Genomic DNA, 22693 nt, shown 5'->3' with positions numbered 1-22693 from the left:
GCTACCCCACCAATTGGTTCAACGAAAGTATCGGCAACAGAATGGCCAGGACGATGACCAGCACCACTGCCCCCATGAACACCAACATGAACGGCTCGAACAGGCCGACCAGCAGGGCCACCTGGGCGCCCAGATCGTTTTCCTGATTGCGCGCCGTGCGCGCCAGCATCTGGTCCAGCTCGCCGGAGCGCTCGCCGCTGGCGATCATGTGCAGCATCATCGGCGGGAACTGCCCGCTGGCCTCCAAGGCGCGGGTCAGGCTGCCGCCCTCGCGCACCTTGCGCGCGACCACCACCACCTCGTCACGAATCAGCCGATTGGCGATCACCTCGGCGCCGATGCCCAGCGCCTCCACCAGCGGCACCCCGCTGCGGGTGAGGATCGCCAGGGTCGAGGCGAAACGGGCGCAATCGGTGGCGCGGATCAGGCCGCCGAACAACGGCAGGCGCAGCAGCAGGCCATGCCAGCGGCGCCTGAACGCCTCATCGCGCAATGCCCAGCGAAGTGCGACGGGGCCCAGCAGCAGAATCAGCAGCGCCAGCCAGCCCCAGCCCTTGACCCAATCGCTGAGGACGATCAAGCCGCGGGTCAGTGCCGGCAGGGTCTGCCCGGAGTCGACGAACACCCGCACCACATCCGGCACCACATAGCCGAGGAGAAAGCCGACGATCAGCAAGGACGCGCACATCAGGATCAGCGGATAGAGCAGCGCCAGCTGGATCTTCTGCCGCGACTGCTGACGCTGCTCGGTGTAGTCGGCCAGTTGCTCCAGCACCGGCCCCAGGTGCCCGGCATGCTCGCCGGCGGCTACCGTGGCGCGGTACAGCTCGGGAAAGGCGGCGGGAAAGGCCTGCAGGCTGCTGGCCAGGCCATGCCCCTCGAGCACCCGCGCGCGCACCGCCAGGAGCATGCTCTGGATGCGTGGCAGGCGCGCCTGGGCCGCCGCCGCACGCAGCGCCTCCTCGATCGGCAGGGCCGCCTGGATCAGGGTCGCCAGTTGCCGGGTGAGCAGTGCCAGGTCGCGCGCGCCGAGCCCGCGAACGAACCCCAGGCGACCGTCGGTGCCGGCCTGCTCACGGCTGCGCGTGGCCTTGACCGCGAGCGGCGCCAGTTGCCTCTCGCGCAGCAACTGGCGGACCTGACGGGCGCTGTCGGCCTCGAGCGCGCCTTTGCACTGGCGGCCCTTGGTATCGAGGGCAAGGTATTCGAAGGCGGCCATGATCGTCCTAACTCACTCTTCCCGGGTCACGCGCAGCACTTCTTCGACGGTTGTCGCGCCTTCCAGCACCTTGCGCATGCCATCGGCGCGGATTCCGGGGCCGAGCGAGCGGGCATGGCGGGTCAGTTCCTGCTCGGAGGCGGCATTGTGGATCAGGCCGCGCATCGGCTCATCGAACACCACCAGCTCGTAGATGCCGGTGCGACCGCGATAGCCCTGCTGATGGCACTCGGCACAACCACGCGCGTGGTAGAGGGTCGGCGCCTGCGCGAGGGGCACGCCGAGCAAGGCGCATTCGGCCGCATCGGCGCGGTAGGCCTCCTTGCACTTCGGGCAAAGCACCCGCACCAGGCGCTGGGCCAGCACCCCGAGCAGGGAGGACGACAGCAGAAAGGGCTCGACACCCATGTCGACCAGGCGGGTGATGGCACCGATGGCACTGTTGGTATGCAGGGTCGAGAGCACCAGGTGGCCGGTCAGGGAAGCCTGCACGGCGATCTCGGCGGTTTCCTTGTCGCGGATCTCGCCGACCATCACCACGTCCGGGTCCTGGCGCAGGATGGCGCGCAGGCCGCGGGCGAAGGTCATGTCGACCTTGGGGTTGACCTGGGTCTGGCCGATACCCTCGAGGTGGTATTCGATCGGGTCCTCGACGGTGAGGATATTGCGAGTGCGGTCGTTGAGGCTGACCAGGCTGGCGTACAGCGTGGTGGTCTTGCCCGAACCGGTGGGGCCGGTGACCAGCAGGATGCCGTGCGGCTTGCGCACGGTCGCCTCCATCAGCTGGCGGTCGCGGGCGCACATGCCCAGATGCTGCAGCGACAGGCGCCCGGCCTGCTTGTCGAGCAGGCGTAGCACCACCCGCTCGCCGTTGGCCGAGGGCAAGGTGGAAACCCGCACGTCCACCTCGCGACCGCCGACCTTGAGGGAAATGCGCCCATCCTGGGGCACGCGCTTCTCGGCGATGTCCAGACGCGCCATGACCTTGATCCGCGACACCAGCAGCGCCGCCAGCTCGCGCTTGGGCTCGAGCACCTCGCGCAAGATGCCGTCGACGCGAAAGCGCACGACCAGGCGCTTCTCGAAGGTTTCCAGGTGGATGTCCGAGGCATCCTCCTTGATCGCCTCGCCAAGAATGGCGTTGATCAGGCGAATGATAGGCGCGTCGTCCTCCTGCTCCAGCAGGTCTTCGGTTTCCGGTACCTGCTCGGCCAGGGCCGCCAGATCCAGGCTGCCGCCCAGGCCTTCGGCCAACTGCATTGCCCCCGACTCATGCTGATAGGCCTTGGCCAGGGCCTGCTCGAAAGCTTCCAGGGACAACTCCTGCAGCGCCAGGCGCTGACCGAGAAAGCGCTGGGCCTCGGCCAAAGCCACCAGCTCCACCGACGGCCGATGGGCCAGGCAGGGCGGCACGGCGTCGCTCAACAAGACCACGCCGTGGCGCTTGGCAAAGCCGAAGGGCAAGCGCCGCGATGGCAATTGCAGCAGTGGAGCGTTCATTCCGGTTGGCCCTGAAACAGTGGGTTGGCGCATGCACGCAGGCCTGTCCGGCCTCGTTTCTTGTCCATGGCAGTCGCGCTTGCCGGAGACCGGCGTGCCGCCATCGTTCGCAATAGCGGCGCCATCTTTAGCACGGCGGCGAGGCAGGGGCACCACCCTAATGGGTGACTGGCAAACGCCGAACGAGCCCCTATGATCGGCGCGCGACCCACACCGCAGAACAAGAAGAACTGGAGTGACGCCTGTGCCCCTTTCGCCAGTTCGACGCTGGATGCAGCAATACGCCATCGCCCTGCTCGGGGCCGCACTGCTGCTGGCGATGAGCCTCAGCCTGGCCTGGCAAACGGCAGACTGGCTACGCCTGCTGCGCGCCCCTGCCAGCATCGATCAGGTAGACAGCCCGCAGTCGCTGCCAACGACCTCCGGCCAGCATCTGGCCACCCTGTTTGGAAGCGATAGTCACGCCGAACAACGGTTGGCGCCTGCCGACGATCTTGGCCTGCTGCTGCTGGGCAGCTTCGTGCATGCCGATCCCGCTCAGTCCAGCGCAATCATCCGCAGCCAGGAGCACAAGGCCCAGCGCTACCCGGTCGGCAGCTCCCTGGCCGGCGCCATCCGCCTGGAGGCGGTTTATGCCGATCACGTGGAACTGCGACGCAATGGACAACGCCTGAGCCTGGGCTTTGCGCACAACGCCAGCCAGGCTCAGGCCACGAGCTATACCGACGCCACCCTCACCCCGGACGCCCTGAACACCCAGGGCGAAGCGCACGCCGACAACCTCGCGCAACTGCGCGAGCGCATGGCAGCGCTGCGCGACCAGATGGCCTCCGTCGGTGCCTTGCCGACAGACGCCGAGCCCACCGAACCGCTCACGGAAAGCAACTGAACCAATGCCCCCGATCCTCTCGCGCTTCACGCTCGCCCTGCTTGCAGCCGGCCTGACCTTGGGTCCGCTGCCTGTCAACGCCACCCCCTCGAGCCCCGCCGCCAGCGCCCAGCAGCAGGAGGCAAGCTGGACCATCAACCTCAAGGGCGCGGAGATCCGCGACTTCATCGACCAAATCGCGCAGATCACCGGCGAAACCTTCGTCGTCGATCCGCGGGTCAAGGGCCAGGTTAGCGTGGTGTCGAGCACGCCACTGAGCCTGAGCGAGGTCTATCAGCTGTTTCTCTCGGTGATGGCCACCCACGGCTTCAGCGTCATCACCCAGGGCGAACAGGCGCGCATCGTGCCCAATGCCGAGGCCAAGGCCGAAGCCGGCCAGGGCCAAGGCGGCGATCGCCTGGAAACCCGCCTGATCCAGGTGCAGCACGGTTCGGCCAACGAACTGATCCCGCTGATCCGGCCACTGGTGCCGCAGTACGGCCACCTGGCCGCCGTGGCCTCGGCCAACGCCATCATCATCAGCGACCGCAGTGCCAATATCGCGCGTATCGAAGATCTGCTGCGCCAGCTCGACCAGAAGGGCGAGCGCGACTACAGCGTGCTCGACCTGCAGCACGCCTGGGTCATGGACGCCGCCGAAGTTCTCAACAGCGCCCAGACCCGCGGCCAGGCCAAAGGCAGCAGCGGCACCCAGGTGATCGCCGACGCGCGCACCAATCGCCTGATTCTGCTCGGCCCGGCTGCGGCCCGCGCCCGCTTGATGGCCCTGGCCAAGTCACTGGACACCCCCACCAGCCGCTCGGCCAACACCCGGGTGATCCGCCTGCGCCATAACGATGCCAAGGCCCTGGCCGAGACCCTCGGGGAAATCTCCGAAGGCTTGAAGACCCAGGAAGGCGGCGAGGCCAGTGGCAAGCCGCAGAACATCCTGATCCGCGCCGACGAGAGCCTCAACGCCCTGGTGCTGCTGGCCGAACCCGATCTGGTGGCGACCCTGGAAGACATCGTCCGCCAGCTCGATGTGCCGCGCGCGCAGGTCATGGTCGAGGCCGCCATCGTCGAAGTTTCCGGTGACATCAGCGACGCCCTGGGGGTGCAGTGGGCGATCGATGCCCGCGGCGGCAAGGGTGGCGCCGGCGGAGTCAATTTCGCCGGCACCGGCCTGTCGGTCGGCACGGTGCTGCAGGCCATCCAGGACGACAAACTGCCCGCCAGCCTGCCCGACGGCGCCATCATCGGCCTGGGCAGCGACAGCTTCGGCATGCTGATCACCGCCCTGTCGGCCAACACCCGCAGCAACCTGCTGTCGACCCCCAGTCTGCTGACCCTGGACAACCAGAAAGCCGAAATTCTGGTGGGCCAGAACGTGCCCTTCCAGACCGGCTCCTTCACCACCAGCGCCTCGGGCGCCGACAACCCCTTCACCACCATCGAACGCAAGGACATCGGCGTCACCCTCAAGGTCACCCCGCATATCAACGAGGGCGCCAGCCTGCGCCTGGAAATCGAGCAGGAGATATCCTCCATCGCCCCCACCAGCCAGGGGGTCAATGCGGTCGACCTGATCACCAACAAGCGCTCGATCAAGAGCACCATTCTCGCCGAGGACGGCCAGGTCATCGTGCTCGGCGGCCTGATCCAGGACGATGTCACCCAGACCGATTCCAAGGTGCCGCTGCTCGGCGATATCCCCCTGCTTGGTCGCCTGTTCCGCTCGAGCAAGGACAGCCACATCAAGCGCAACCTGATGGTCTTCCTGCGCCCCACCGTGGTTCGCGACGGCGCTGGGCTGGCGGTCCTGTCGGGCAGGAAATACAGCGATATCCGCCGTCTCGGCGACGCCGGCGACGACCACCGCCCCGGCATCCTGCCGCGCGAGCCGCTCGATCTGTTCGATCGCGCCGCGGCGCCGGCCGTGGATCTGCGTCAGTAGCCAGGGGAGAAACTAAAAAGCCCCGGCATGCGCCGTACTACTGTCCACTTAGATGAAGCGGCCTTGCGATCCACTGGGTGGCAGGTCGTTGAGATCTTCACCGTCCTCGGTCTTGATGGCCTTGGACGGTGATCCAGAAACAACCTGGCGATTGCGCTTCTCTACTCCGACAATCGTCTTCCTGTTGCTGGAAATCGGCTGCAGCCGCTTTCAGCGGCAGTCGCCGCGCAGCTCGGCGACCTGCGCCTGCAGGGCGTGGCGATCGGCGCATTCAGGATTCAGCGGCTGCCCGGCCACCAACTCGATCCGCGACCATAGCCGGCGGAACAGCCCCTTGTTCGGGTCGCGACTGAAGAAGCTGCCCCACAACCCCTGCAGCGCCATGGGAATCACCGGCACCGGGTTTTCCTTGAGGATGCGCTCGATGCCATTCTTGAACTCGTTGATCTCGCCATCGGTGGTCAGCTTGCCCTCCGGGAAGATGCACACCAGCTCGCCGTTGCGCAGGTACTCGGCGATCTTCTTGAAGGCCGCGTCGTAGACCAGCAGGTCCTCGTTGCGCCCGGCAATCGGCACTGTCCCGGCGGTGCGGAAGATGAAATTGAGCACCGGCAGCCGGTAGATCTTGTAGTACATGACGAAGCGTACCGGCCGGCGTACCGCGCCGCCGATCAGCAGGGCATCGACGAAGGACACGTGGTTGCACACCAGCACTGCCGCGCCCTGCTCGGGGATGGCGTCCAGCCCCTTGTGTTCGACCCGGTACATCGAGTGACCGAGCAACCAGATTAGGAAGCGCATGCTGAACTCGGGGACGATCTTGAAGATGTAGCTGTTGACCGCGACGTTCATCAGCGAGACGACCAGGAACAGCTGCGGGATCGACAGTCCGGCGACGCTGAGAAAGAGGATCGAGGCGATCGCCGAGATCACCATGAACAGCGCGTTGAGGATGTTGTTGGCGGCGATCACCCGCGCCCGCTCCGTCTCCACGGTGCGCGCCTGGATCAGCGCGTACAGGGGCACGATGTAGAAGCCACCGAACAGGCCGATGCCGAGGATCGAGCCGAGGATCCACCAGGCCTGGCCATGCCCCAGCACCGCCAGCCAGTCGTGCGGCGCGGCGCCTTCGACGAAGCCGCCGGAGTGCCACCAGAGCAGCACGCCGAACAGGGTCAGGCCGAGCGAGCCGAACGGCACCAGGCCGATCTCCACCTTGTGCCCGCTGAGTCGCTCGCACAGCATCGAACCGAGCCCGATGCCCAGCGAGAACACCGTGAGGATCAGGGTCACCACGCTTTCGTCACCGTGCAGCCACTCCTTGGCATAAGCCGGGATCTGGGTCAGGTAGACCGCGCCGAGGAACCAGAACCAGGAGTTGCCGAGCAGCGAACGGGACACCGAAAGCGGCTGCTCCTTCAGGCCCAGGCGCATGATCCGCCAGGACTGACGGAAGATGTTCCAGTCCAGCGGCAGCTCCGGCACGGCCGCGTGGGCGCGGGGAATGGCGCGGCTGGCCAGGTAGCCAAGGACCGCCACCACGACCACCGAACCGGCAACGATGTGCGCGTAGTCGCTGCTGGCCATGATCACTCCGGCGCCGATGGTGCCGGCGAGGATGGCCAGGAAGGTGCCCATCTCCACCAGGGCGTTGCCGCCGATCAGCTCATCTTCCTGCAGGTGCTGCGGCAGGATCGAGTACTTCACCGGGCCGAACAGCGCCGACTGGGTGCCCATGCAGAACAGCACCGCGAGCATCAACGGCAAGCTGTCGAGCAGTACCCCGGCGGCGCCGGCGAGCATGATCAGGATCTCGGCGAACTTGATCGCGCGGATCAGCGCGTCCTTGGCGAACTTCTCGCCGAACTGGCCGCCGAGCGCCGAGAACAGGAAGAACGGCAGGATGAACAGCAGCGCGCAGAGGTTGACCAGCAGGCTCTTGTCCGTGTCCGAGCTGAGCTTGTAGAGAATCGCCAGGATCAGCGACTGCTTGAAGATGTTGTCGTTGAAGGCGCCGAGCAACTGGGTGAGAAAGAACGGCAGAAAACGCTTTTTACCGAGCAGGGTGAATTGCGAGTGTGGGGTCATCGTCCGTGTACCTGTCTGCTGTGACCGAGCGGGCCGTCCAGCATTGGACTGCAAGACGCCCTGGCAAAGCCACAGTAACGGACGAAATTTGCCCCACCTCATGCAAAAAAACGCTACAGGGGAAGCTGGCCCAACGCCCAGCGCAGCACGAAGAACGCCAACAGGCCGCCACCGATGGTGGCCAGCAGATGGCGGCTGAGCGCGGCGATGGCGATCGCCGCCAGCCCAGCCAGCAGGTAGGCGTTATCCAGGCGCAGGGCCCAGTCCTGGCCATCGGGCATGACCATGCCAGGCACCACGATGGCGGTCAGCACCGCGGTCGGTACGTAGTGCAGGCCCTGGCGCGCCAGGGGCGGAAAGCGCAGATGGGGGAAGGCGAAGAAGCTGTAGCGAATGGCAAAGGTGATCGCCAGCATGCCCAGGATCAGAATCCAGTTGTTCATCAGGCCACCTCCTCGCTCAGTTCCTCGAGCTGGCGGCGCTCCAGCAGCACCCCGACCAGGATGCCACTGAAGGCGGCGGCGAGCAGGCCGAGCTTGTACGGCAGCCCGTGGCAGGCCAGCGCCACCGCGCCGGCCACCAGGGCCGCGGCGACCTGCGGACTGCTGCGCAGCATGGGCACGACTATGCCGATAAAGGTCGCCAGCATGGCGAAATCCAGCCCCCAGGCCGCCAGATTCGGCACGCTCTGACCGAACAGCACACCGACCAAAGTGCACAGCTGCCAGTTGAGGTACATGGCCAGCGCCGCGCCCAGGTAATACCAGTGTTTGTTCGACGAGATATCCGTATCGAGATAACGGTGCTGGACCACCGCATAGGCCTCGTCGGTCAGCCAGAAGGCCAGCGGCAGGCGCCAGCGCTTGGGCAGATGGCGGACATGGGGTTGCAGGCTGGCGCTGTACAGGGCATGGCGCAGGTTGACGACGAAGGTGGTCAGCAGCAACACCGTGAGACCGGTGCCGATACCGAGCAGGCTGATGGCGATGAACTGGGCCGAGCCGGCGAACACCAGCAGCGACATGCCGAGGGTCTGCCAGGTACTCAGGCCGGCCGCCCCGGCCAGGCTGCCGAAGATGATGCCGAACGGGATGGCGCCGAGCAGCATCGGCAACATGTCGCGGGCGCCCTGGGTGAATTCTTGTGAACGGGTCATGAACAGTCTCCTCCTGACCCGACAGCCTAGCGCCGCCTCGACGACCGGTCTTGAACGATCTTGCGCAGTCCACGCCCGGCCCAGCAGGCGCACGCAAGCGTTCGCGACGGCCCCGGGCCAGCTTCAGCGGCCAACCGATCAGCCTACACAGGCCTTGCGGTACTCGCCGGGGCCAACCCCATAGACCTGCTTGAACTGGCGAGTCAGGTGGCTCTGGTCGGCGAAGCCCAGCTGCATGGCGACGTTCAGCGGCGTACAGCCGCCCCGCAACAAGCTGCGCGCCTGCTCCAGGCGGCGCTGCTGCAACCAGGCGTGCGGCGGCAGGCCGGTGGCGCGGCGAAACACCCGGGCGAAGTGAAACGGCGAGAGGTTGACCGCCGCCGCCAGTTGCTCCAGCGATGGCGGCTCGCCCAGCCGGCTGCTGAGCAGCTCCTTGGCCTGGGCCACCGCGCGTGGCTCTCGGCCCGGAGCCGGCGCCCGGGGAATCCGCGCATGACGCTGGAACAGCAGGAGCATCGCCTCGCGCCAGGCGGTCTGCTGCTGCAAGGCGCTCGCCTGGCCTTCGAGCAGGCGATGCAGATGAGAGAACATCTGGTGCAGCTGCTGATCCTGCAGCACGCTGCTGGAGAAACCGGGCAGGCCGTCCACGTCCAGCTCCAGCTCGGACAGCGCGCCCTTGACCTGCGCCACCTGTGGGTAGAAGGCCCGATAGTGCCAGCCGGCATCGCCGGCCCTGGAGCAGGAATGCACCTCGTCCGGGTTGATCAGGATCATCCCGCCGGTGCTGGCCACATGCTCGCAGCCCAGATGACGGAAGCGATGGGCGCCCTGCTCGATCACCGCGAGGACGAAGCTGTCGTGCCTATGCGGCGAGAAGCGCTGTTCCACATAATGAGCATGCAGCAACTCGACCCCGCCGAGCTCGCGGGACTGCCAGAAGCGCGTCTGATCACCGCTATCCTGGGCCATGGTTCAAGCGCTGAAGCGCGCCTCCAGTTGCCGCTTGATCGCGGGCCATTCCTGGTCGGTGATGCTGTACAGCACGCTGTCATCCAGGCGCCCGTCGGCCAGCCGGCGGTGGTTGCGCAACACCCCTTCGCGCCGCGCGCCGAGCCGCTCGATGGCGCGCTGCGAGCGCTCGTTGCTGGCGGCGGTCTTCAGCTGCACGCGCACCATCCGCCAACTCTCGAAGGCGTGCCGCAGCATCAGGTACTTGACCATGGTATTCAGCCCGGTGCCGTGCTGGGCACGGTCCAACCAGGTCCAGCCAATCTCGGTGGCCGGCAGAGCCGGCAGGAAGTCGCCGAAGCGGGTGGTGCCGACCAGCTGCTCGCCGAGACGGATGACGAAGGGCAGCGCCTTGCCCTCACGCTGCTCGAGCAAGCCCTGGCGGTACCAGTCCAGGCGCAGGGTACCGTTCATATAGCGCAACTCCTGCCGGTTGGCCTCGGCCAAGGCCACCAACGCCGGGATATCGCCATCGAGCATCGGCTCGAGGCGCAGCGCGCCGCGTTGCAGGGTGATCAGTTGCGGCTTGAACATGGAGCCCCTCTTCGGACATGAACGCAGAAGTGCCACGCTAACAGGGCCAGGTCGCGTTCTCAATTCCCGAGGGCCCGGGCCGAGCCAGCAGGGCCTTTGCGACCTTGGTCGCGCCTGACGGCGCCCTACTTTGCTGCGACACTAATGGCGTATCGTAGGATTCTGTCCGGGCGCCCGACCGGCCTTGGGGCGGGAGCGCAGCGGCCCCATTTGTTTTGCTGTCGGAGTGTGCATGTCGTTGTCCAGCGGGCTGATCGCGGCGGTCGCCCTGATCTATATGGCCATCCTGTTTGCCATCGCCTTCTATGGCGACCGGCGTCGCACACCCATGCCGCCGCGCATGCGCGCCTGGGTCTACAGCCTGTCGCTGGCGGTCTACTGCACCAGTTGGACCTTCTTCGGCGCGGTCGGCCAGGCCGCCGAGCAGCTCTGGTCGTTCCTGCCGATTTACCTGGGCCCGATCCTGCTGATGCTGTTCGCCCCCTGGGTGCTGCAGAAGATGGTGATGATCAGCAAGGAGGAGAACATCACCTCCATCGCCGACTTCATCGCCGCGCGTTACGGCAAGTCCCAGGCCCTGGCCATCGTGGTGGCGCTGATCTGCCTGGTCGGGGTGCTGCCCTATATCGCCCTGCAGCTCAAGGGTATCGTCCTCGGGGTCAACCTGCTGATCGGTGCCGGGGCCGACGCCAACGGCATTCGCGCCCAGGACACCGCGCTGATCGTGTCGCTGGTGCTGGCCCTGTTCAGCATCCTGTTCGGTACCCGCAATCTGGATGTCACCGAGCACCACCGCGGCATGGTCCTGGCGATCGCCTTCGAGTCGCTGGTCAAGCTGCTGGCCTTCCTCGCCATCGGCACCTTCGTCACCTATGGCCTGTACAACGGCTTCGGCGACCTGTTCGAACAGGCCCGCCAGACTCCCCAGCTCGAGGCGTTTTGGGCGCAGACGGTCAACTGGCCGGCGATGATGGCGCTGACCGGCATGGCCATGATCGCCATCATCTGCCTGCCGCGGCAGTTCCACGTGACCGTGGTGGAAAACATCGAGCCGCAGGACCTGCGCCTGGCGCGCTGGGTCTTCCCCCTGTATCTGGTGCTGGCCGCCCTGTTCGTGGTGCCCATCGCCCTGGCCGGGCAGATGCTGCTGCCGAGCGGCATCAGTCCGGACTCCTTCGTCATCAGCCTGCCGCTGGCCGAGGCCCACCCGGCGCTGGCCCTGGCGGCCTTCATCGGCGGCGCCTCGGCGGCCACCGGCATGGTCATCGTCGCCTCGGTGGCGCTGTCGACCATGATCTCCAACGACATGCTGCTGCCCTGGCTGCTCCACCGGAAGAACACCGAGCGGCCGTTCGAGGCGTTCCGTTACTGGATGCTCACCGCGCGCCGGGTGAGCATCGTGCTGATCCTGCTGCTGGCCTATGTGTGCTACCGCCTGCTCGGCTCCAACGCCAGCCTGGCGACCATCGGCCAGGTCTCCTTCGCCGCCATCGCCCAGCTGGCGCCGGCGATGTTCGGCGCCCTGATGTGGAAGCAGGCCAACCGCCGCGGGGTGTTCGCCGGCCTTGCCGTCGGTTCGCTGCTGTGGTTCTACAGCCTGGTACTGCCGCTGGTGGCGCGCAGCCTGGGCTGGCCGCTGGAGCGCTTTCCCGGCTTGCAGGGCCTGCTCTACCTGCCCATCGGCGTCGAGGTCGACGCCCTGACCCGTGGCGTGGTGCTGTCGCTGGCCGGCAACTTCATCCTGTTCGCCTGGGTCTCCTACTTCTCGCGCACGCGGGTCTCCGAGCACTGGCAGGCCGGACGCTTCATCGGCCACGATTTCGGCGCCAAGCCGAGCAGCCGCAGCCTGCTGGCGGTGCAGGTCGAGGACCTGCTGCTGCTGGCCAGCCGCTTCGTCGGCGAGGAGCGCGCGCGGCAGAGCTTTCTGCGTTGCGCCGCCCGCCAGGGACAACGCTTCGACCCCGATCAGCCGGCCAACAGCGAGTGGATCGCCCACACCGAGCGCCTGCTCGCCGGCGTCCTCGGCGCCTCCTCGACCCGGGTGGTGGTCAAGGCGGCCATCGAGGGACGGGAGATGCAGGTCGAGGATGTGGTGCGCATCGTCGACGAGGCCAGCGAGGTGCTGCAATTCAACCGCGCCCTGCTGCAGGGCGCGATCGAGAACATCACCCAGGGCATCAGCGTGGTCGACCAGTCGCTGCGCCTGGTGGCCTGGAACCGTCGTTACGTCGAACTGTTCGACTACCCCGAAGGCACCATCTACGTCGGCCGGCCGATTGCCGAGCTGATCCGCTTCAATGCCCAGCGCGGCCTGCTCGGTGCGGGCGATATAGATATCGAAGAGAGCGTCGCCCGGCGCCTGCACTGGATGCGTCAGGGCACGCCGCACACCTACGAGCGCACCTTTCCCAACGGCCGGGTAATCGAGCTGATCGGCAACCCCATGCCCGGCGGCGGCTTCGTCATGAGTTTCACCGACATCACCGAGTTCCGCGAAGCCGAGCAGGCACTCAAGGACGTCAACGAGGGCCTGGAACAGCGGGTGGCCGAACGCACCCGCGAACTGTCGCAACTGAACCAGGCCCTGAGCGAGGCCAAGGCCGTGGCCGAGGCGGCCAACCAGTCGAAGACCCGCTTCCTCGCCGCGGTCAGCCACGACCTGATGCAGCCGCTCAACGCCGCCCGGCTGTTCTCCGCCGCCCTCTCCCACCAGGACGACGCCCTGCCGCGCGAGGCCCGGGAGTTGGTGCGTCACCTGGACAGCTCGCTGCGCTCGGCGGAAGACCTGATCAGCGACCTGCTGGATATCTCGCGCCTGGAGAACGGGCGCATCACCCCGGATCGCAACGCCTTCGTCCTCGACAGCCTGTTCGACACCCTGGGCGCCGAGTTCAAGGTGCTGGCGGCCCAGCAGGGCGTCGACTTCCGCCTGCGCGGCAGCCGCCTGCGCGTGGACAGCGACATCAAGCTGCTGCGTCGGGTGCTGCAGAACTTCCTCACCAACGCCTTCCGCTACGCCAAGGGCCGCGTGCTGCTCGGCGTGCGCCGCCAGGCCGGCCAGTTGCGCCTGGAGGTATGGGACCGCGGCCCCGGCATTGCGGAGGACAAGCGCAAGGTCATCTTCGAGGAGTTCAAGCGCCTGGACAGCCACCAGACCCGCGCCGAAAAGGGGCTCGGGCTGGGCCTGGCGATCGCCGACGGTCTGTGCCGGGTGCTCGAGCACAAGCTGGAAGTACGTTCCTGGCCGGGCAAGGGCAGCGTCTTCAGCGTCACCGTGCCCCTGGCTCGCACGCCGCAAGCCAAGCCCGCGGCGGCCGCTGCCGAGCTCAATGGCCAGCTGCTGGCCGGCAGCCAGGTGCTGTGCATCGACAACGAGGACAGCATTCTCACCGGCATGCACAGCCTGCTGTCGCGCTGGGGCTGCCAGGTGTGGACCGCGCGCAACCGGCTGGAGTGCGAGCACCTGCTCAGCGAGGACGTGCGCCCGCATGTCGCCCTGGTCGACTATCACCTGGACGAGGGCGAAACCGGTACCGAGCTGATGGCCTGGCTGCGTACCCGCCTGGGTGAGCCGGTGCCGGGCGTGGTAATCAGCGCCGATGGCCGCCCCGAACTGATCGACGCCGTGCACGCCGCCGGCCTCGACTACCTGGCCAAACCGGTCAAGCCCGCGGCCTTGCGCGCCCTGCTCAGCCGTCACCTGAGGCTGCGCTGAGCGGGCAGCGCAGCGGCCTATTCGCCGCAACTGCTGACCGGGCGCAAGGCCATGGCGTCATAGCTGGCTAGACTGGCTGAGTAGTTACCCTCAAGGATGTGCCATGCCCGAGGCCCTGGATACCCTGTTGAATTTCGCCAGCGCCCTGGCAGTCGGCCTGCTGATCGGCACCGAGCGCGGTTGGCAGCAGCGCAACCTCGAGGAGGGCGGCCGCGCCGCCGGCATACGCACCTTCGCCCTCAGCGGCCTGCTGGGCGGCTTCGCCGAACTGCTCGGCGAGCACTTCGGCGTGACGGCCTGGGCGGTGGTCTTCGCCGGCTTCGCCGCACTGGTGATCACCTCCTATGTGATCGAACTGGAACAGCACAACGACCTGGGCATGACCAGCAAGGTGGCCCAGTTGATCACCTTCCTGCTTGGCAGCCTGGCAGTGGCCGGGTATACCCCGCTGGCCGCCGCCGGCGCCGTGGCGGTGGCGCTGCTGCTGAGCCTCAAGCGAGCGATGCACGGCTCGCTGCAACAGCTCAGCGAGCGCGAACTGTTGGGCGCGCTCAAGCTGCTGTTCATCTCCCTGGTCATGCTGCCGGCCCTGCCCAACCAGGCCTATGGTCCCTGGCAGGTATTCAATCCCTATATCACTTGGTGGATGGTGGTACTGATCGCCGGCCTCGGCTTCGCCGCCTATATGGCGATTCGCCTGGTCGGCACCCGCCACGGTTTGCTGATCACCGCGCTACTGGGCGGTATCGTCTCCTCCACGGCCACGACCATCACCCTCGCCCGCCTCGGTCGACGCCACCAGCTGCAGGATCTGCTGGCCTGTGGCCTGCTGAGCACCTCCGCGCTGATGTTCCCGCGCGTGCTGCTGGAGGTCGGCCTGGTCAACCGCACGCTGCTGCCACCGCTGCTCTGGCCGCTGGGCATGGCCGCCCTGGTGTATGCCGGCGGGGCCCTGGTGTATCTGCGACTGGCCGACAGCAAGGCCGAGGAGGCCGCCGAGCCACCGCTGAAAAACCCGTTCGAACTGAGCCCGGCACTGCGCTTCGCGGCCCTGCTGGTGTTCATCCTGTTCGTCGTCGAGGCGGCACGCCGCGGGCTGGGCGATGTCGGCGTCTACCTGGTGGCGCTGGTTTCCGGACTTGCCGATGTCGATGCCATCACCCTGTCGCTGGCACACAGCGCCCAGCGCGAGATGGATGCCCAGGTGGCGGTGCGCGGCATCGTCATCGCGGCCTTGAGCAACAGCCTGGTCAAGGGCCTGCTGATCGCGGTTATCGGCGGCCGTCAGCTGGCAGTACGCACCCTGCCGGTGATGGTCGCGGGCCTGCTGGCCGGGCTGGCGGCCCTGCTGCTGGTCCAGGCGGGCTAAGGCGTCGTTTCGTCCAACACCGGCAGACCGGCGGCCCGCTCCAGCAGGTCCGCCGGCAGACTCTTGCTGGCCCGGGCACCGAGCAGCTTGAGATTCTCCACCCGGCCGACGATATTGCCGCGGCCGTCGCAGAGCTTGTTGCGCGCGCCGGCATAGGCCTTGTCCAGCTGCTGCAGCCGCGCGCCGACCTCGTCGAGGTCCTGAATGAAGGCCACGAACTTGTCATACAAGGCCCCGGCGCGCTCGGCGATCTCGCGCGCATTCTGGCTCTGCCGCTCCTGACGCCAGAGGCTGTCGATGACCCGCAGCGTGGCAAGCAGGGTCGTTGGACTGACAATCACGATGTGCTGCTCGAAGGCCTCCTGAAACAGGCTCGGATCGGCTTGCAGAGCGGCGGCGAATGCCGCCTCGATCGGCACGAAGAGCAGGACGAAATCCAGGCTGTGCAGCCCCTCCAGACGCTGGTAGTCCTTGCGCGACAAGCCCTTGAGATGACCACGCAGCGATAGCACGTGCTGCTTGAGGGCCTGCTGACGGCTTGCCTCGTCCTCGGCGGCGATGAACTGCTGGTAGGCGGTCAGGCTGACCTTGGCGTCGACCACCACCTGCTTGTCCCCCGGTAACTGGATCAGTACGTCCGGCTGGAATCGCTCGCCATCGGCGCTTTTCAGGCTGACCTGGGTCTGGTACTCGCGGCCTTTCTCCAGCCCGGCATGCTCCAGCACCCGTTCCAGCACCAGTTCCCCCCAGTTGCCCTGGGTTTTCTGGCCTTTGAGGGCGCGGGTCAGGTTGGTCGCCTCGTCGCCCAGGCGCTGGTTGAGCTGCTGCAGACGCTGCAGTTCCTTGCCCAGCGAGAAGCGCTCGCGCGCCTCCTGCTGATAGCTGTCCTCGACACGCTTCTCGAATGCCTGGATGCGTTCCTTGAGTGGATCGAGCAACTGGCCGAGTTGCTGCTGACTGGTTTCGGCGAATCGCTGCTCGCGCTCGTCGAAGATCTTCCCGGCCAGCTCGGCGAACTGCGCACGCAATTCATCACGCGAACCTTGCAGGTCTTGCAGGCGTTGCTGATGACTGTCTTGTTGCTCACGCAACTCGGCGCTCAGTGCCGCCTTTTCCGCCCCCAGTCGGCGCAATTCGGCCTCCTGCTGGTCGCGCTGCAGCTGCCAGGCCTGCGCCGATTCGCGAGCGATCTGCCGCTCATGCTGAAGCAGCTCGGCCTCGCGCCGCAGCGCGGCCAGCTCGGCCTGCTGGTCGGCCTTGATCTCGCTGATGTCGGCAAGCTCCAGGCGGCAAGACTCGAGTTGTTCGGCGACACCGGTCTGCATCTGATACGCACCGTTAAGGCGCTCCTGCAACAGGCCGGCCTCCAGGCGCAGCCTGGCGACACGCCGCTGCTGAGACCAGGCCAGCAGCGACAGAGGGACACCCGAGGCAGCAAACCCCAGCAGCAATGCTGGCAGCAAAGAAGGCAGATCAAATGGCATAAACAGCTCCGCGGGCCTTTGGCGGCCAGTATAGCGACAGGCGCCGCCCAGGCGGACGCCTGAGCCGGCTACAGGGCAGCTGCTGCTGTCACGCCCGAGGGCGTTGCTTGCGGCCTGCCGGGCCGTCCAACCGGGCCAACTCCAGCTGTGCCCGACTGTCGCCGGCACGGGCAGCTTGGCGGAGCAACTCATGACCGATACGCCTGTCGCGATTATTGCCACAATCGCGGCAAAGCAATTGACCCAGGCGGCTCTGCGCCAAGACCACGCCGCGACGAGCAGGCTGCTTGAGCAAGCGACCGGCAAAGCGCTTGACGCTGGAGGCGCGGCCCAGGCGCGGGCTATCCAGCAACCAGAGGGCGATGCGCATCGGCAGGCGAGATTGCTGGGATGAGCTTGGGGTCGACAAGGACGAGTAGGCGCGGGGCATGAGCAATAGGGATATGCGGAAAAGCGCGCCACTGTACTCTTTTTATTTGCCAGGTAAAGCCCTGAAACCAGCCGCCACCGGCGAGCTAGAGGCGGTGCCCGAGACAATCCACAGAAGCTGTGGATAACTCAGTGGACAACCTGAGTCAAACACGCCCTAGCGTCGATGGTATGGGGCCTGCAGTTAAACTGGTGCTTTTTTCACCATCTAAAAAAAACCATATTTTTCATTGACTTAAAAAATCACCACGGAGAATCAAGCGCTTAGGGCAATCACAAATTCCGCCTTGACATGACGCATCGCAATTGTGCACAAGTCTGCACGCTTGCTGCCCGCATCGCCCTAATTGCGGGCATTTACCCCGTCTAACAGGCCTCAGATAGCGTTTACAAGCGCGATTGCACCGCCCTGGCTGTGCAGGCCAGAGACTGCTACCACAACGACTGCGACAACAAAACGCACCCGGTAACGGACTCGCTCAGGCCGGCAGCGGCAGCTGTCCTTCCTGCAGAAATGCTTCCCAATGGAAAACCCGTAGCTTGTCCGGCGCCTGGGCATTCTTGAATGCCACGTAAGCGGCCGTTGTCTCGCACAGCCAGTGGACCAGGTTGCGCGGGCGCTTCTCCGTCAGCGCCTGCGGGGTATACAGGGCCACGTTGCTGCCGCCTTGCGGGCACCGGGCTGAGCGGTACTCGAAGGCCTCCACCCCGTCCCGGCGCATCGCCGCACCCAGCGCCTGAGTCGGCCGATAGTCACTGAGGTGACTCAACACCTGCTCGAACCTGCTGAACGGTGCGGCGTGCAACTGGATGCCGCGGGCGACCTGGTAACGCGCCTCGAAGGACGCATGCTCGGACACGATGCGCCCGCTCGGCGGCGGGCTGAGCATGCCGCTCCAGAGCACGAAACGGTAGTAGGCCGCTTCTGCCATCGCCGTGTCCAGATGCAGGGCGGCATAGAACAGACTGGGCTCCAGGCGCGTGCCGAAACGCGAGCCCCAGCGCAGCGGCGGGTAGCGAAACGGGGTCTTCAATAGGTAATGCAGAGGCTCGGCGCTCTGCGGCAATGGCGGCTTGCTGGTCTCCAGCAATTCCTCCAACAGCGACTGCTCGGCAAGGTTATCCACCAACTGCAGGGTGGCGACCTGCTCCTGGCTCTCGACCACCCGCACCAGGCGCCCACGCAGCGGCTTGATCTGTTGCGAACCGCAGCACTCTTGCCAGATATCCATGGCGGCTGCTCCTTCTTATTCTGAGTCGTCCGTCGTCGCCCGGAAAATATCCGCGCGCCCCATAAAAACGCCCGAAATGCAAACCTGCCCCCGAGCCGTCAGGGCCAAAACCGGTCGGTGCTTAGCTCTTGCCACGGATCGCATCCAGATATTCCAGCACATGGACCAAGCCCTGCACCTGCCCCATCATCACCAATGGCACGCCGGCCAGATGCTGGTTTTCCGTGCGCAAGAAATGCCGCATGTCCTGCAGGTTGCCGCCAAACAAGGCGAACAACGCGCGATAGATGCGAATCAGCAGCAACGCCAACTCACCGGTCTTGCTCTGCGGACGCAAGCCGCTGTCGGCCCAGCGACTAATCGCCGTGCGATGCACACCGACGATGTCCGCCAGTTCCTGCTGCGTCAGCCCGAGCTGTTCGCGGGTGTTGAGCAGGGCCTTGGCCAGCACCGCATCGGCGTCGGCAAGCGGTCGAACAAGTGCACTCATGACGGGCGCCCTCAGCGTGATTTTGCATCAAATATACATCCATACGATGCATTCACACAAATCAGCGAATATCCAGATTGGCAGCTGGAGGCTCATGGGGTAACGTCCCAACAACAACCCAAAGCCCTGCAATGGACGCGCCCATCATGAACGGCCGGCGAACCTGGCTGCGAACCCTCGGCTTGCTGGCACTGCTGCTACTGCTAGGTGGATACGGCTACTTCAGCTGGACTCGGCTAGTGGCCCAGCAGCATATCCGCCAAATCGATTGGCAAGGTGCGAGTATCGCGCTCAATGGTATTCGCCTGGCCCACCTGAGCCTGCTGAGACAAGACGCTCAAGGCAGCCTGCGCCTCGAGGCCGAAGGCCTGCAGCTGGGCTGGCGCGCATTCGGGCCGTCCCCGCCGTTCTGGCAGGACATGCAGATTGCTCGACTCGCTCTGGACTGGCGCCCCGTTGCCGAACGTCAGCCTGCCGCCCCCTCCAACATCTCGGCAGACCTACAGGCCCTGAGCAGCTACCTGAGCAGCTACCTGAGCATGCTGCCGCAACGCCTGCAGATTGACCAATTGCTCGCCGAGTTGCCCTGCGCAAGGGGTCGCTGCTCCCTGCAAGGCACACTGCGGATGCTCGGTAACGCCCGCACGCCAGCAGGCCTTGAGGCGCAGCTCGACCTGGAGGGTGATGACCAGCTGAGTTGGCGCGCTCAGGTTCAGGGCCCGCCAGACGCACTGGCTGTACAGATGACGCTGGCCGTCAATGGCCAACAGCAACTGCGCCTAGACAGCAGCTTGATAAGCAGCGCGAAGGAAACCCTGTGGCTCGCAGAGCTGGCAGCCCCCGACTTGAGCCAAGCCATGGCTCTGCACCGCTGGCTCGAGCAATGGCTACCCTCCACCAGTCCTCCGCCGCCCCCCGCCCCGAGCGCGGCAACGGTGGCAGCCACCTGGCGATTGCGACTAGCCCCCGGCTCACTGGACCTGGGCAACCTGCAGAACGCCAGCGGCGATATTGAAGCCCGCGTCTCACTTTCCGAGCCCTGGTCAATCCCTGGCATTGGCCGGGTGCAAGGCCAACTGGCGCTTGCCGTCCACGCGACCGCCGGAGAATGGTTCGCGGAACGGCTAGAAGGCGACCTGCAGCTGCAGCCGACTTCTACGGCCTGGCTGAATGCCCTACCTCCGCCCTTGCGAGCGGACGTCCTGAGGTTGCGCATGCAGTCGAGCGGCCCGCTCACTGCAGTACCAAGCAGCCTCACTGGGCGCGCCCTACCCCTGGCCATTGAGTTGAGCAGCCTTGGCCCAGTCCGCTTCGATCTTCAGGGCAAAGCTGCCGTGGCGAACGCCCCCCCCTGGGCCGTAGAGCTGGAGGATGCCACGCTAACCGCGACCAGCGAGCAGCTAACGCTATATGACTGGAAAGCCCACGACCTGAAGGCGAAGCTGCGACTGAGTGCCCATCTGGACAGCGAGCAACTCAGACTGGATCTCGCCACGGGGTCCACGCTGGAAGCTGGCGACCTGCAAAACGGCGACCTGCACCTGCTAGGACTGAGCGGTGAACTGCAAGGCACTCACCTGATCGCACAATGGCCGGAGGGCAGCGCGATTGCCTGGCAAGCGGCGGGCCAGACCGGCATCAGAACTGAACGCCTGGAACATGCCGCGCTGCAGCCCCAAGGCTGGAAGTGGCGCGGCAAGTTCGACGCTGACCAGGACCATGTAGCGCTTGACGGTCGCCTGTCGACGGACACGTCGCTGCAACTGATGGTGCAGGCCCACCTGAGAATGGATCAGCGCCTGCACGTGACCGCTCGCCTGGAAGAGCTGTTCCTCCGCGCCGGCAATCCTTTGCGCCAAACCTTCACCAACTGGCCAGCACTGCTCGACCTCAGCAATGGCCGCCTAAACGCCAGTGCTCGCTTGGATCTGGCAGCCATTGGCCAACCGCCAGCGATCCAACTGGACCTAACCGGCAAGGGCATCAGCGGGATCTATGACCGCACCGAATTTAGCGGCCTGAATACTCAGCTACGACTCAGCCTGGATCAGAGGCGGCTGAGTGTTGAGCTCGCCCAACTCGACCTCGAACAAGCCAACCCCGGCATTCCCTTTGGCCCGCTACAGCTGAATGGCCGCTATCAGGCCTCGACTATACGACCGCGCCTGGGCAGGTTGCTGGTGCGGCAAGCCGAGGCCGCCGTATTGGGCGGCAAAGTCCGTCTCGGCGCAAAGCAATGGGATCTCGCCGAGCCCATTCTGCTCTTTCCACTGGAACTGCAAGGTCTTCAACTCACGCGACTTTTCAACATCTACCCGGCCGAAGGGCTGGCCGGCAGCGGCACCCTCGACGGTCGCCTACCGTTGCGACTGAGTGCAAACGGGATTGCCATTGACCACGGCCAGGTATACGCACGCCCTCCCGGCGGGAGGCTTCGCTTCGACTCAGAGCGCATCCGTGCACTAGGCCAAAGCAACCCGACCATGCGACTGGTTGCCCAATCTCTCCAGGACTTCCGCTTTGCGACACTCAGCAGCCAAGTCGACTACCATCCAGAAGGAAAACTGAACCTAGCGCTTCGCCTGGAAGGCCAGAATCCAACAATCGAACAAGGCCGCCCCATTCATCTCAACGTCAATCTTGAGGAAGACATCCCCAGCCTATTGGCCAGCCTGCAATTGACCGATAAGGTGAATGAGACAATCAAGCTGCGAGTCCAGCAGCGCCTGCTGCAACGCTCCACCCCGGCCGCGCCCGAGGAGCCCTAAGGAGGATGCCCTATGTGCTCACAACGCTGTTTAGCTGCTCTAATGCTGGCCTTGCTGAGCACTGCCTGCACCCCAACAATACAAATGGCAGCCCCCAAAGAGCCGATCAACATCAACCTCAACGTGAAGATCGAGCACGAAATCTATATCAAGGTGGACAAGGCGCTGGACAGCATGTTCAGTGAGTCCAGCGGACTGTTTTGAGGAGCAAGACAATGACCCTGCATAGAAGCATCGCCAGCTTGCTACTGCTGCTAAGCCTGAGCCTCCCAGCCCTCGCCCTTAACCTCAACGAAGCCATGTCCGCTCTGGGGGATGCCAAGGCCAGCGGCCAAATCGGCGAAATGTCCAATGGGTATGTCGGCGTCGTCAGAGCTGGAGCCAATGTCGATGAGATTGCACGCCTGATCAACCAGGCCCGACGCGCCGAGTATCAACGACTGGCCGAGCAAAACGGCATCAAACTCAGCGACGTGGAAGCTATAGCCGGTAAGAAAGCCATCGAGAAAACTCCGCCCGGGCAATATATCCAATGGCAGGGACAGTGGCGCCGAAAGTAACGAGACCTTTTCAAAGGTGGCCCTCTCGCCCCTTAATCCCCCTGCAGTCCAGCGGATATGTCTCATCCGAGGCGCCTGACCGGACCCAGAGATAGCCAAATGATGCAGGTCATTGCCAACGCCACGCTTGGTTGGCCCCGAAACCCTTTAGGTAAACCCATTTTTCAGGGCACAAAGACAAACCCCCCAGCCGCGTTAGCGGCTGGGGGGTTTGGTTTTAGAAGCTTGACGATGACCTACTCTCACATGGGGAGACCCCACACTACCATCGGCGATGAATCGTTTCACTACTGAGTTCGGGATGGGATCAGGTGGTTCC

Annotated in this window: 17 protein-coding genes, 1 rRNA gene and 2 pseudogenes; 7 read left to right on the top strand and 13 right to left on the bottom strand. The window is 65.3% G+C overall.

Annotated elements, in window-relative coordinates; all coding sequences use genetic code 11:
- Nucleotide 1 precedes the first annotated feature (1 nt).
- Together xcpS and gspE are read right to left on the bottom strand one after the other, a co-directional pair.
- Nucleotides 2-1219, bottom strand: coding sequence for a GspF family T2SS innner membrane protein variant XcpS (gene xcpS, locus AB5S05_RS08365; RefSeq protein WP_369287046.1), 1218 nt, complete (start codon nt 1217-1219; stop codon nt 2-4).
- A gap of 12 nt (nt 1220-1231) precedes the next feature.
- The gene (gspE, locus tag AB5S05_RS08360; RefSeq protein WP_369287045.1) at nt 1232-2719 is read right to left on the bottom strand and encodes a type II secretion system ATPase GspE; all 1488 of its coding nucleotides are present in this window, start codon (nt 2717-2719) and stop codon (nt 1232-1234) included.
- Between the two features lie 244 nt (nt 2720-2963).
- Here gspE and AB5S05_RS08355 point away from each other — a divergent pair, with 244 nt between their 5' ends.
- Entirely contained in the window at nt 2964-3608 is a 645-nt protein-coding gene (locus tag AB5S05_RS08355) for a type II secretion system protein N (RefSeq protein WP_369287044.1), read from the top strand.
- Between the two features lie 4 nt (nt 3609-3612).
- Complete coding sequence (gspD, locus tag AB5S05_RS08350; protein ID WP_369287043.1) at nt 3613-5541, top strand: type II secretion system secretin GspD; 1929 nt, start codon at nt 3613-3615, stop codon at nt 5539-5541.
- On the opposite strand, the pseudogene AB5S05_RS08345 reads toward gspD, so the two are convergent.
- The 6 genes and pseudogenes from AB5S05_RS08345 to AB5S05_RS08320 form a co-directional block, all read right to left on the bottom strand.
- Nucleotides 5535-5732 (bottom strand): annotated as a pseudogene (locus AB5S05_RS08345) (hypothetical protein); the annotation flags it as partial. The gene gspD and the pseudogene AB5S05_RS08345 sit on opposite strands and share 7 nt — an antisense overlap.
- A gap of 19 nt (nt 5733-5751) precedes the next feature.
- Nucleotides 5752-7629 (bottom strand): MFS transporter, encoded by a 1878-nt coding sequence (locus tag AB5S05_RS08340; RefSeq protein WP_369287042.1) that lies wholly within the window; start codon nt 7627-7629, stop codon nt 5752-5754.
- A 113-nt stretch (nt 7630-7742) separates the two neighbouring features.
- A complete protein-coding gene (locus AB5S05_RS08335) occupies nt 7743-8072 on the bottom strand; it encodes an AzlD domain-containing protein (protein WP_369287041.1) in 330 nt (109 codons plus the stop codon).
- Nucleotides 8072-8785, bottom strand: coding sequence for an AzlC family ABC transporter permease (locus AB5S05_RS08330; protein WP_369287040.1), 714 nt, complete (start codon nt 8783-8785; stop codon nt 8072-8074). Before AB5S05_RS08330 ends, AB5S05_RS08335 begins: the two co-directional genes overlap by 1 nt.
- 138 nt (nt 8786-8923) lie before the next feature.
- On the bottom strand, nt 8924-9754 hold the full coding sequence (locus AB5S05_RS08325) for an AraC family transcriptional regulator (RefSeq protein WP_369287039.1): 831 nt from the start codon (nt 9752-9754) through the stop codon (nt 8924-8926).
- 3 nt (nt 9755-9757) lie between these two features.
- A complete protein-coding gene (locus AB5S05_RS08320; RefSeq protein ID WP_369287038.1) occupies nt 9758-10327 on the bottom strand; it encodes a GNAT family N-acetyltransferase in 570 nt (189 codons plus the stop codon).
- A gap of 232 nt (nt 10328-10559) precedes the next feature.
- On the opposite strand from AB5S05_RS08320, the gene AB5S05_RS08315 reads away from it, so the two are divergent.
- Both AB5S05_RS08315 and AB5S05_RS08310 read left to right on the top strand, forming a co-directional pair.
- Nucleotides 10560-14042, top strand: a complete 3483-nt coding sequence (locus tag AB5S05_RS08315) for a hybrid sensor histidine kinase/response regulator (RefSeq protein WP_369287037.1) — start codon at nt 10560-10562, stop codon at nt 14040-14042.
- Nucleotides 14043-14145: 103 nt separating this feature from the next.
- Nucleotides 14146-15411, top strand: coding sequence for an MgtC/SapB family protein (locus tag AB5S05_RS08310; protein WP_369287036.1), 1266 nt, complete (start codon nt 14146-14148; stop codon nt 15409-15411).
- Here AB5S05_RS08310 and AB5S05_RS08305 read toward each other — a convergent pair.
- The 4 genes and pseudogenes from AB5S05_RS08305 to AB5S05_RS08290 form a co-directional block, all read right to left on the bottom strand.
- The gene (locus AB5S05_RS08305; protein WP_369287219.1) at nt 15408-16769 is read right to left on the bottom strand and encodes a DNA recombination protein RmuC; all 1362 of its coding nucleotides are present in this window, start codon (nt 16767-16769) and stop codon (nt 15408-15410) included. The genes AB5S05_RS08310 and AB5S05_RS08305 overlap by 4 nt on opposite strands.
- A gap of 253 nt (nt 16770-17022) precedes the next feature.
- Nucleotides 17023-17265 (bottom strand): annotated as a pseudogene (locus AB5S05_RS08300) (sel1 repeat family protein); the annotation flags it as partial.
- Between the two features lie 538 nt (nt 17266-17803).
- Nucleotides 17804-18556 carry an RES family NAD+ phosphorylase gene (locus tag AB5S05_RS08295; RefSeq protein WP_369287035.1) on the bottom strand — a complete coding sequence of 251 codons (753 nt, stop codon included), beginning with the start codon at nt 18554-18556 and terminating at the stop codon, nt 17804-17806.
- A 121-nt stretch (nt 18557-18677) separates the two neighbouring features.
- Entirely contained in the window at nt 18678-19046 is a 369-nt protein-coding gene (locus AB5S05_RS08290; protein ID WP_369287034.1) for an MbcA/ParS/Xre antitoxin family protein, read from the bottom strand.
- Nucleotides 19047-19177: 131 nt separating this feature from the next.
- Between AB5S05_RS08290 and AB5S05_RS08285 the strand changes: the two genes are divergently transcribed.
- From AB5S05_RS08285 to AB5S05_RS08275, 3 genes are read left to right on the top strand one after another with little or no spacing between them, the layout of a single operon-like run.
- Nucleotides 19178-21814, top strand: a complete 2637-nt coding sequence (locus AB5S05_RS08285; protein WP_369287033.1) for an intermembrane phospholipid transport YdbH family protein — start codon at nt 19178-19180, stop codon at nt 21812-21814.
- Nucleotides 21815-21826: 12 nt separating this feature from the next.
- Nucleotides 21827-22018 carry a YnbE family lipoprotein gene (locus tag AB5S05_RS08280; protein ID WP_369287032.1) on the top strand — a complete coding sequence of 64 codons (192 nt, stop codon included), beginning with the start codon at nt 21827-21829 and terminating at the stop codon, nt 22016-22018.
- Nucleotides 22019-22029: 11 nt separating this feature from the next.
- Nucleotides 22030-22374 (top strand): YdbL family probable chaperone protein, encoded by a 345-nt coding sequence (locus AB5S05_RS08275; RefSeq protein WP_369287031.1) that lies wholly within the window; start codon nt 22030-22032, stop codon nt 22372-22374.
- Nucleotides 22375-22597: 223 nt separating this feature from the next.
- Here AB5S05_RS08275 and rrf read toward each other — a convergent pair.
- Nucleotides 22598-22693 (bottom strand): 5S ribosomal RNA (gene rrf, locus AB5S05_RS08270); the annotation flags it as partial.

The organism is Pseudomonas zhanjiangensis, from assembly GCF_041027545.1.
In the GTDB taxonomy this organism is placed as follows: Bacteria; Pseudomonadota; Gammaproteobacteria; order Pseudomonadales; family Pseudomonadaceae; genus Aquipseudomonas; species Aquipseudomonas zhanjiangensis.
This window is presented reverse-complemented; position numbering and strand designations above follow the sequence as displayed.

Excerpts from the sequence above, each read along its gene's own strand:
- AB5S05_RS08335 (WP_369287041.1), bottom strand. The coding sequence starts at position 8,072 with ATGAACAACTGGATTCTGATCCTGGGCATGCTGGCGATCACCTTTGCC.
- AB5S05_RS08330 (WP_369287040.1), bottom strand. The coding sequence starts at position 8,785 with ATGACCCGTTCACAAGAATTCACCCAGGGCGCCCGCGACATGTTGCCG.
- AB5S05_RS08320 (WP_369287038.1), bottom strand. The coding sequence starts at position 10,327 with ATGTTCAAGCCGCAACTGATCACCCTGCAACGCGGCGCGCTGCGCCTC.
- AB5S05_RS08285 (WP_369287033.1), top strand. The coding sequence starts at position 19,178 with ATGGACGCGCCCATCATGAACGGCCGGCGAACCTGGCTGCGAACCCTC.
- AB5S05_RS08280 (WP_369287032.1), top strand. The coding sequence starts at position 21,827 with ATGTGCTCACAACGCTGTTTAGCTGCTCTAATGCTGGCCTTGCTGAGC.
- AB5S05_RS08340 (WP_369287042.1), bottom strand. The coding sequence starts at position 7,629 with ATGACCCCACACTCGCAATTCACCCTGCTCGGTAAAAAGCGTTTTCTG.
- AB5S05_RS08315 (WP_369287037.1), top strand. The coding sequence starts at position 10,560 with ATGTCGTTGTCCAGCGGGCTGATCGCGGCGGTCGCCCTGATCTATATG.
- xcpS (WP_369287046.1), bottom strand. The coding sequence starts at position 1,219 with ATGGCCGCCTTCGAATACCTTGCCCTCGATACCAAGGGCCGCCAGTGC.
- AB5S05_RS08325 (WP_369287039.1), bottom strand. The coding sequence starts at position 9,754 with ATGGCCCAGGATAGCGGTGATCAGACGCGCTTCTGGCAGTCCCGCGAG.
- AB5S05_RS08295 (WP_369287035.1), bottom strand. The coding sequence starts at position 18,556 with ATGGATATCTGGCAAGAGTGCTGCGGTTCGCAACAGATCAAGCCGCTG.
- AB5S05_RS08290 (WP_369287034.1), bottom strand. The coding sequence starts at position 19,046 with ATGAGTGCACTTGTTCGACCGCTTGCCGACGCCGATGCGGTGCTGGCC.
- gspD (WP_369287043.1), top strand. The coding sequence starts at position 3,613 with ATGCCCCCGATCCTCTCGCGCTTCACGCTCGCCCTGCTTGCAGCCGGC.
- gspE (WP_369287045.1), bottom strand. The coding sequence starts at position 2,719 with ATGAACGCTCCACTGCTGCAATTGCCATCGCGGCGCTTGCCCTTCGGC.
- AB5S05_RS08275 (WP_369287031.1), top strand. The coding sequence starts at position 22,030 with ATGACCCTGCATAGAAGCATCGCCAGCTTGCTACTGCTGCTAAGCCTG.
- AB5S05_RS08310 (WP_369287036.1), top strand. The coding sequence starts at position 14,146 with ATGCCCGAGGCCCTGGATACCCTGTTGAATTTCGCCAGCGCCCTGGCA.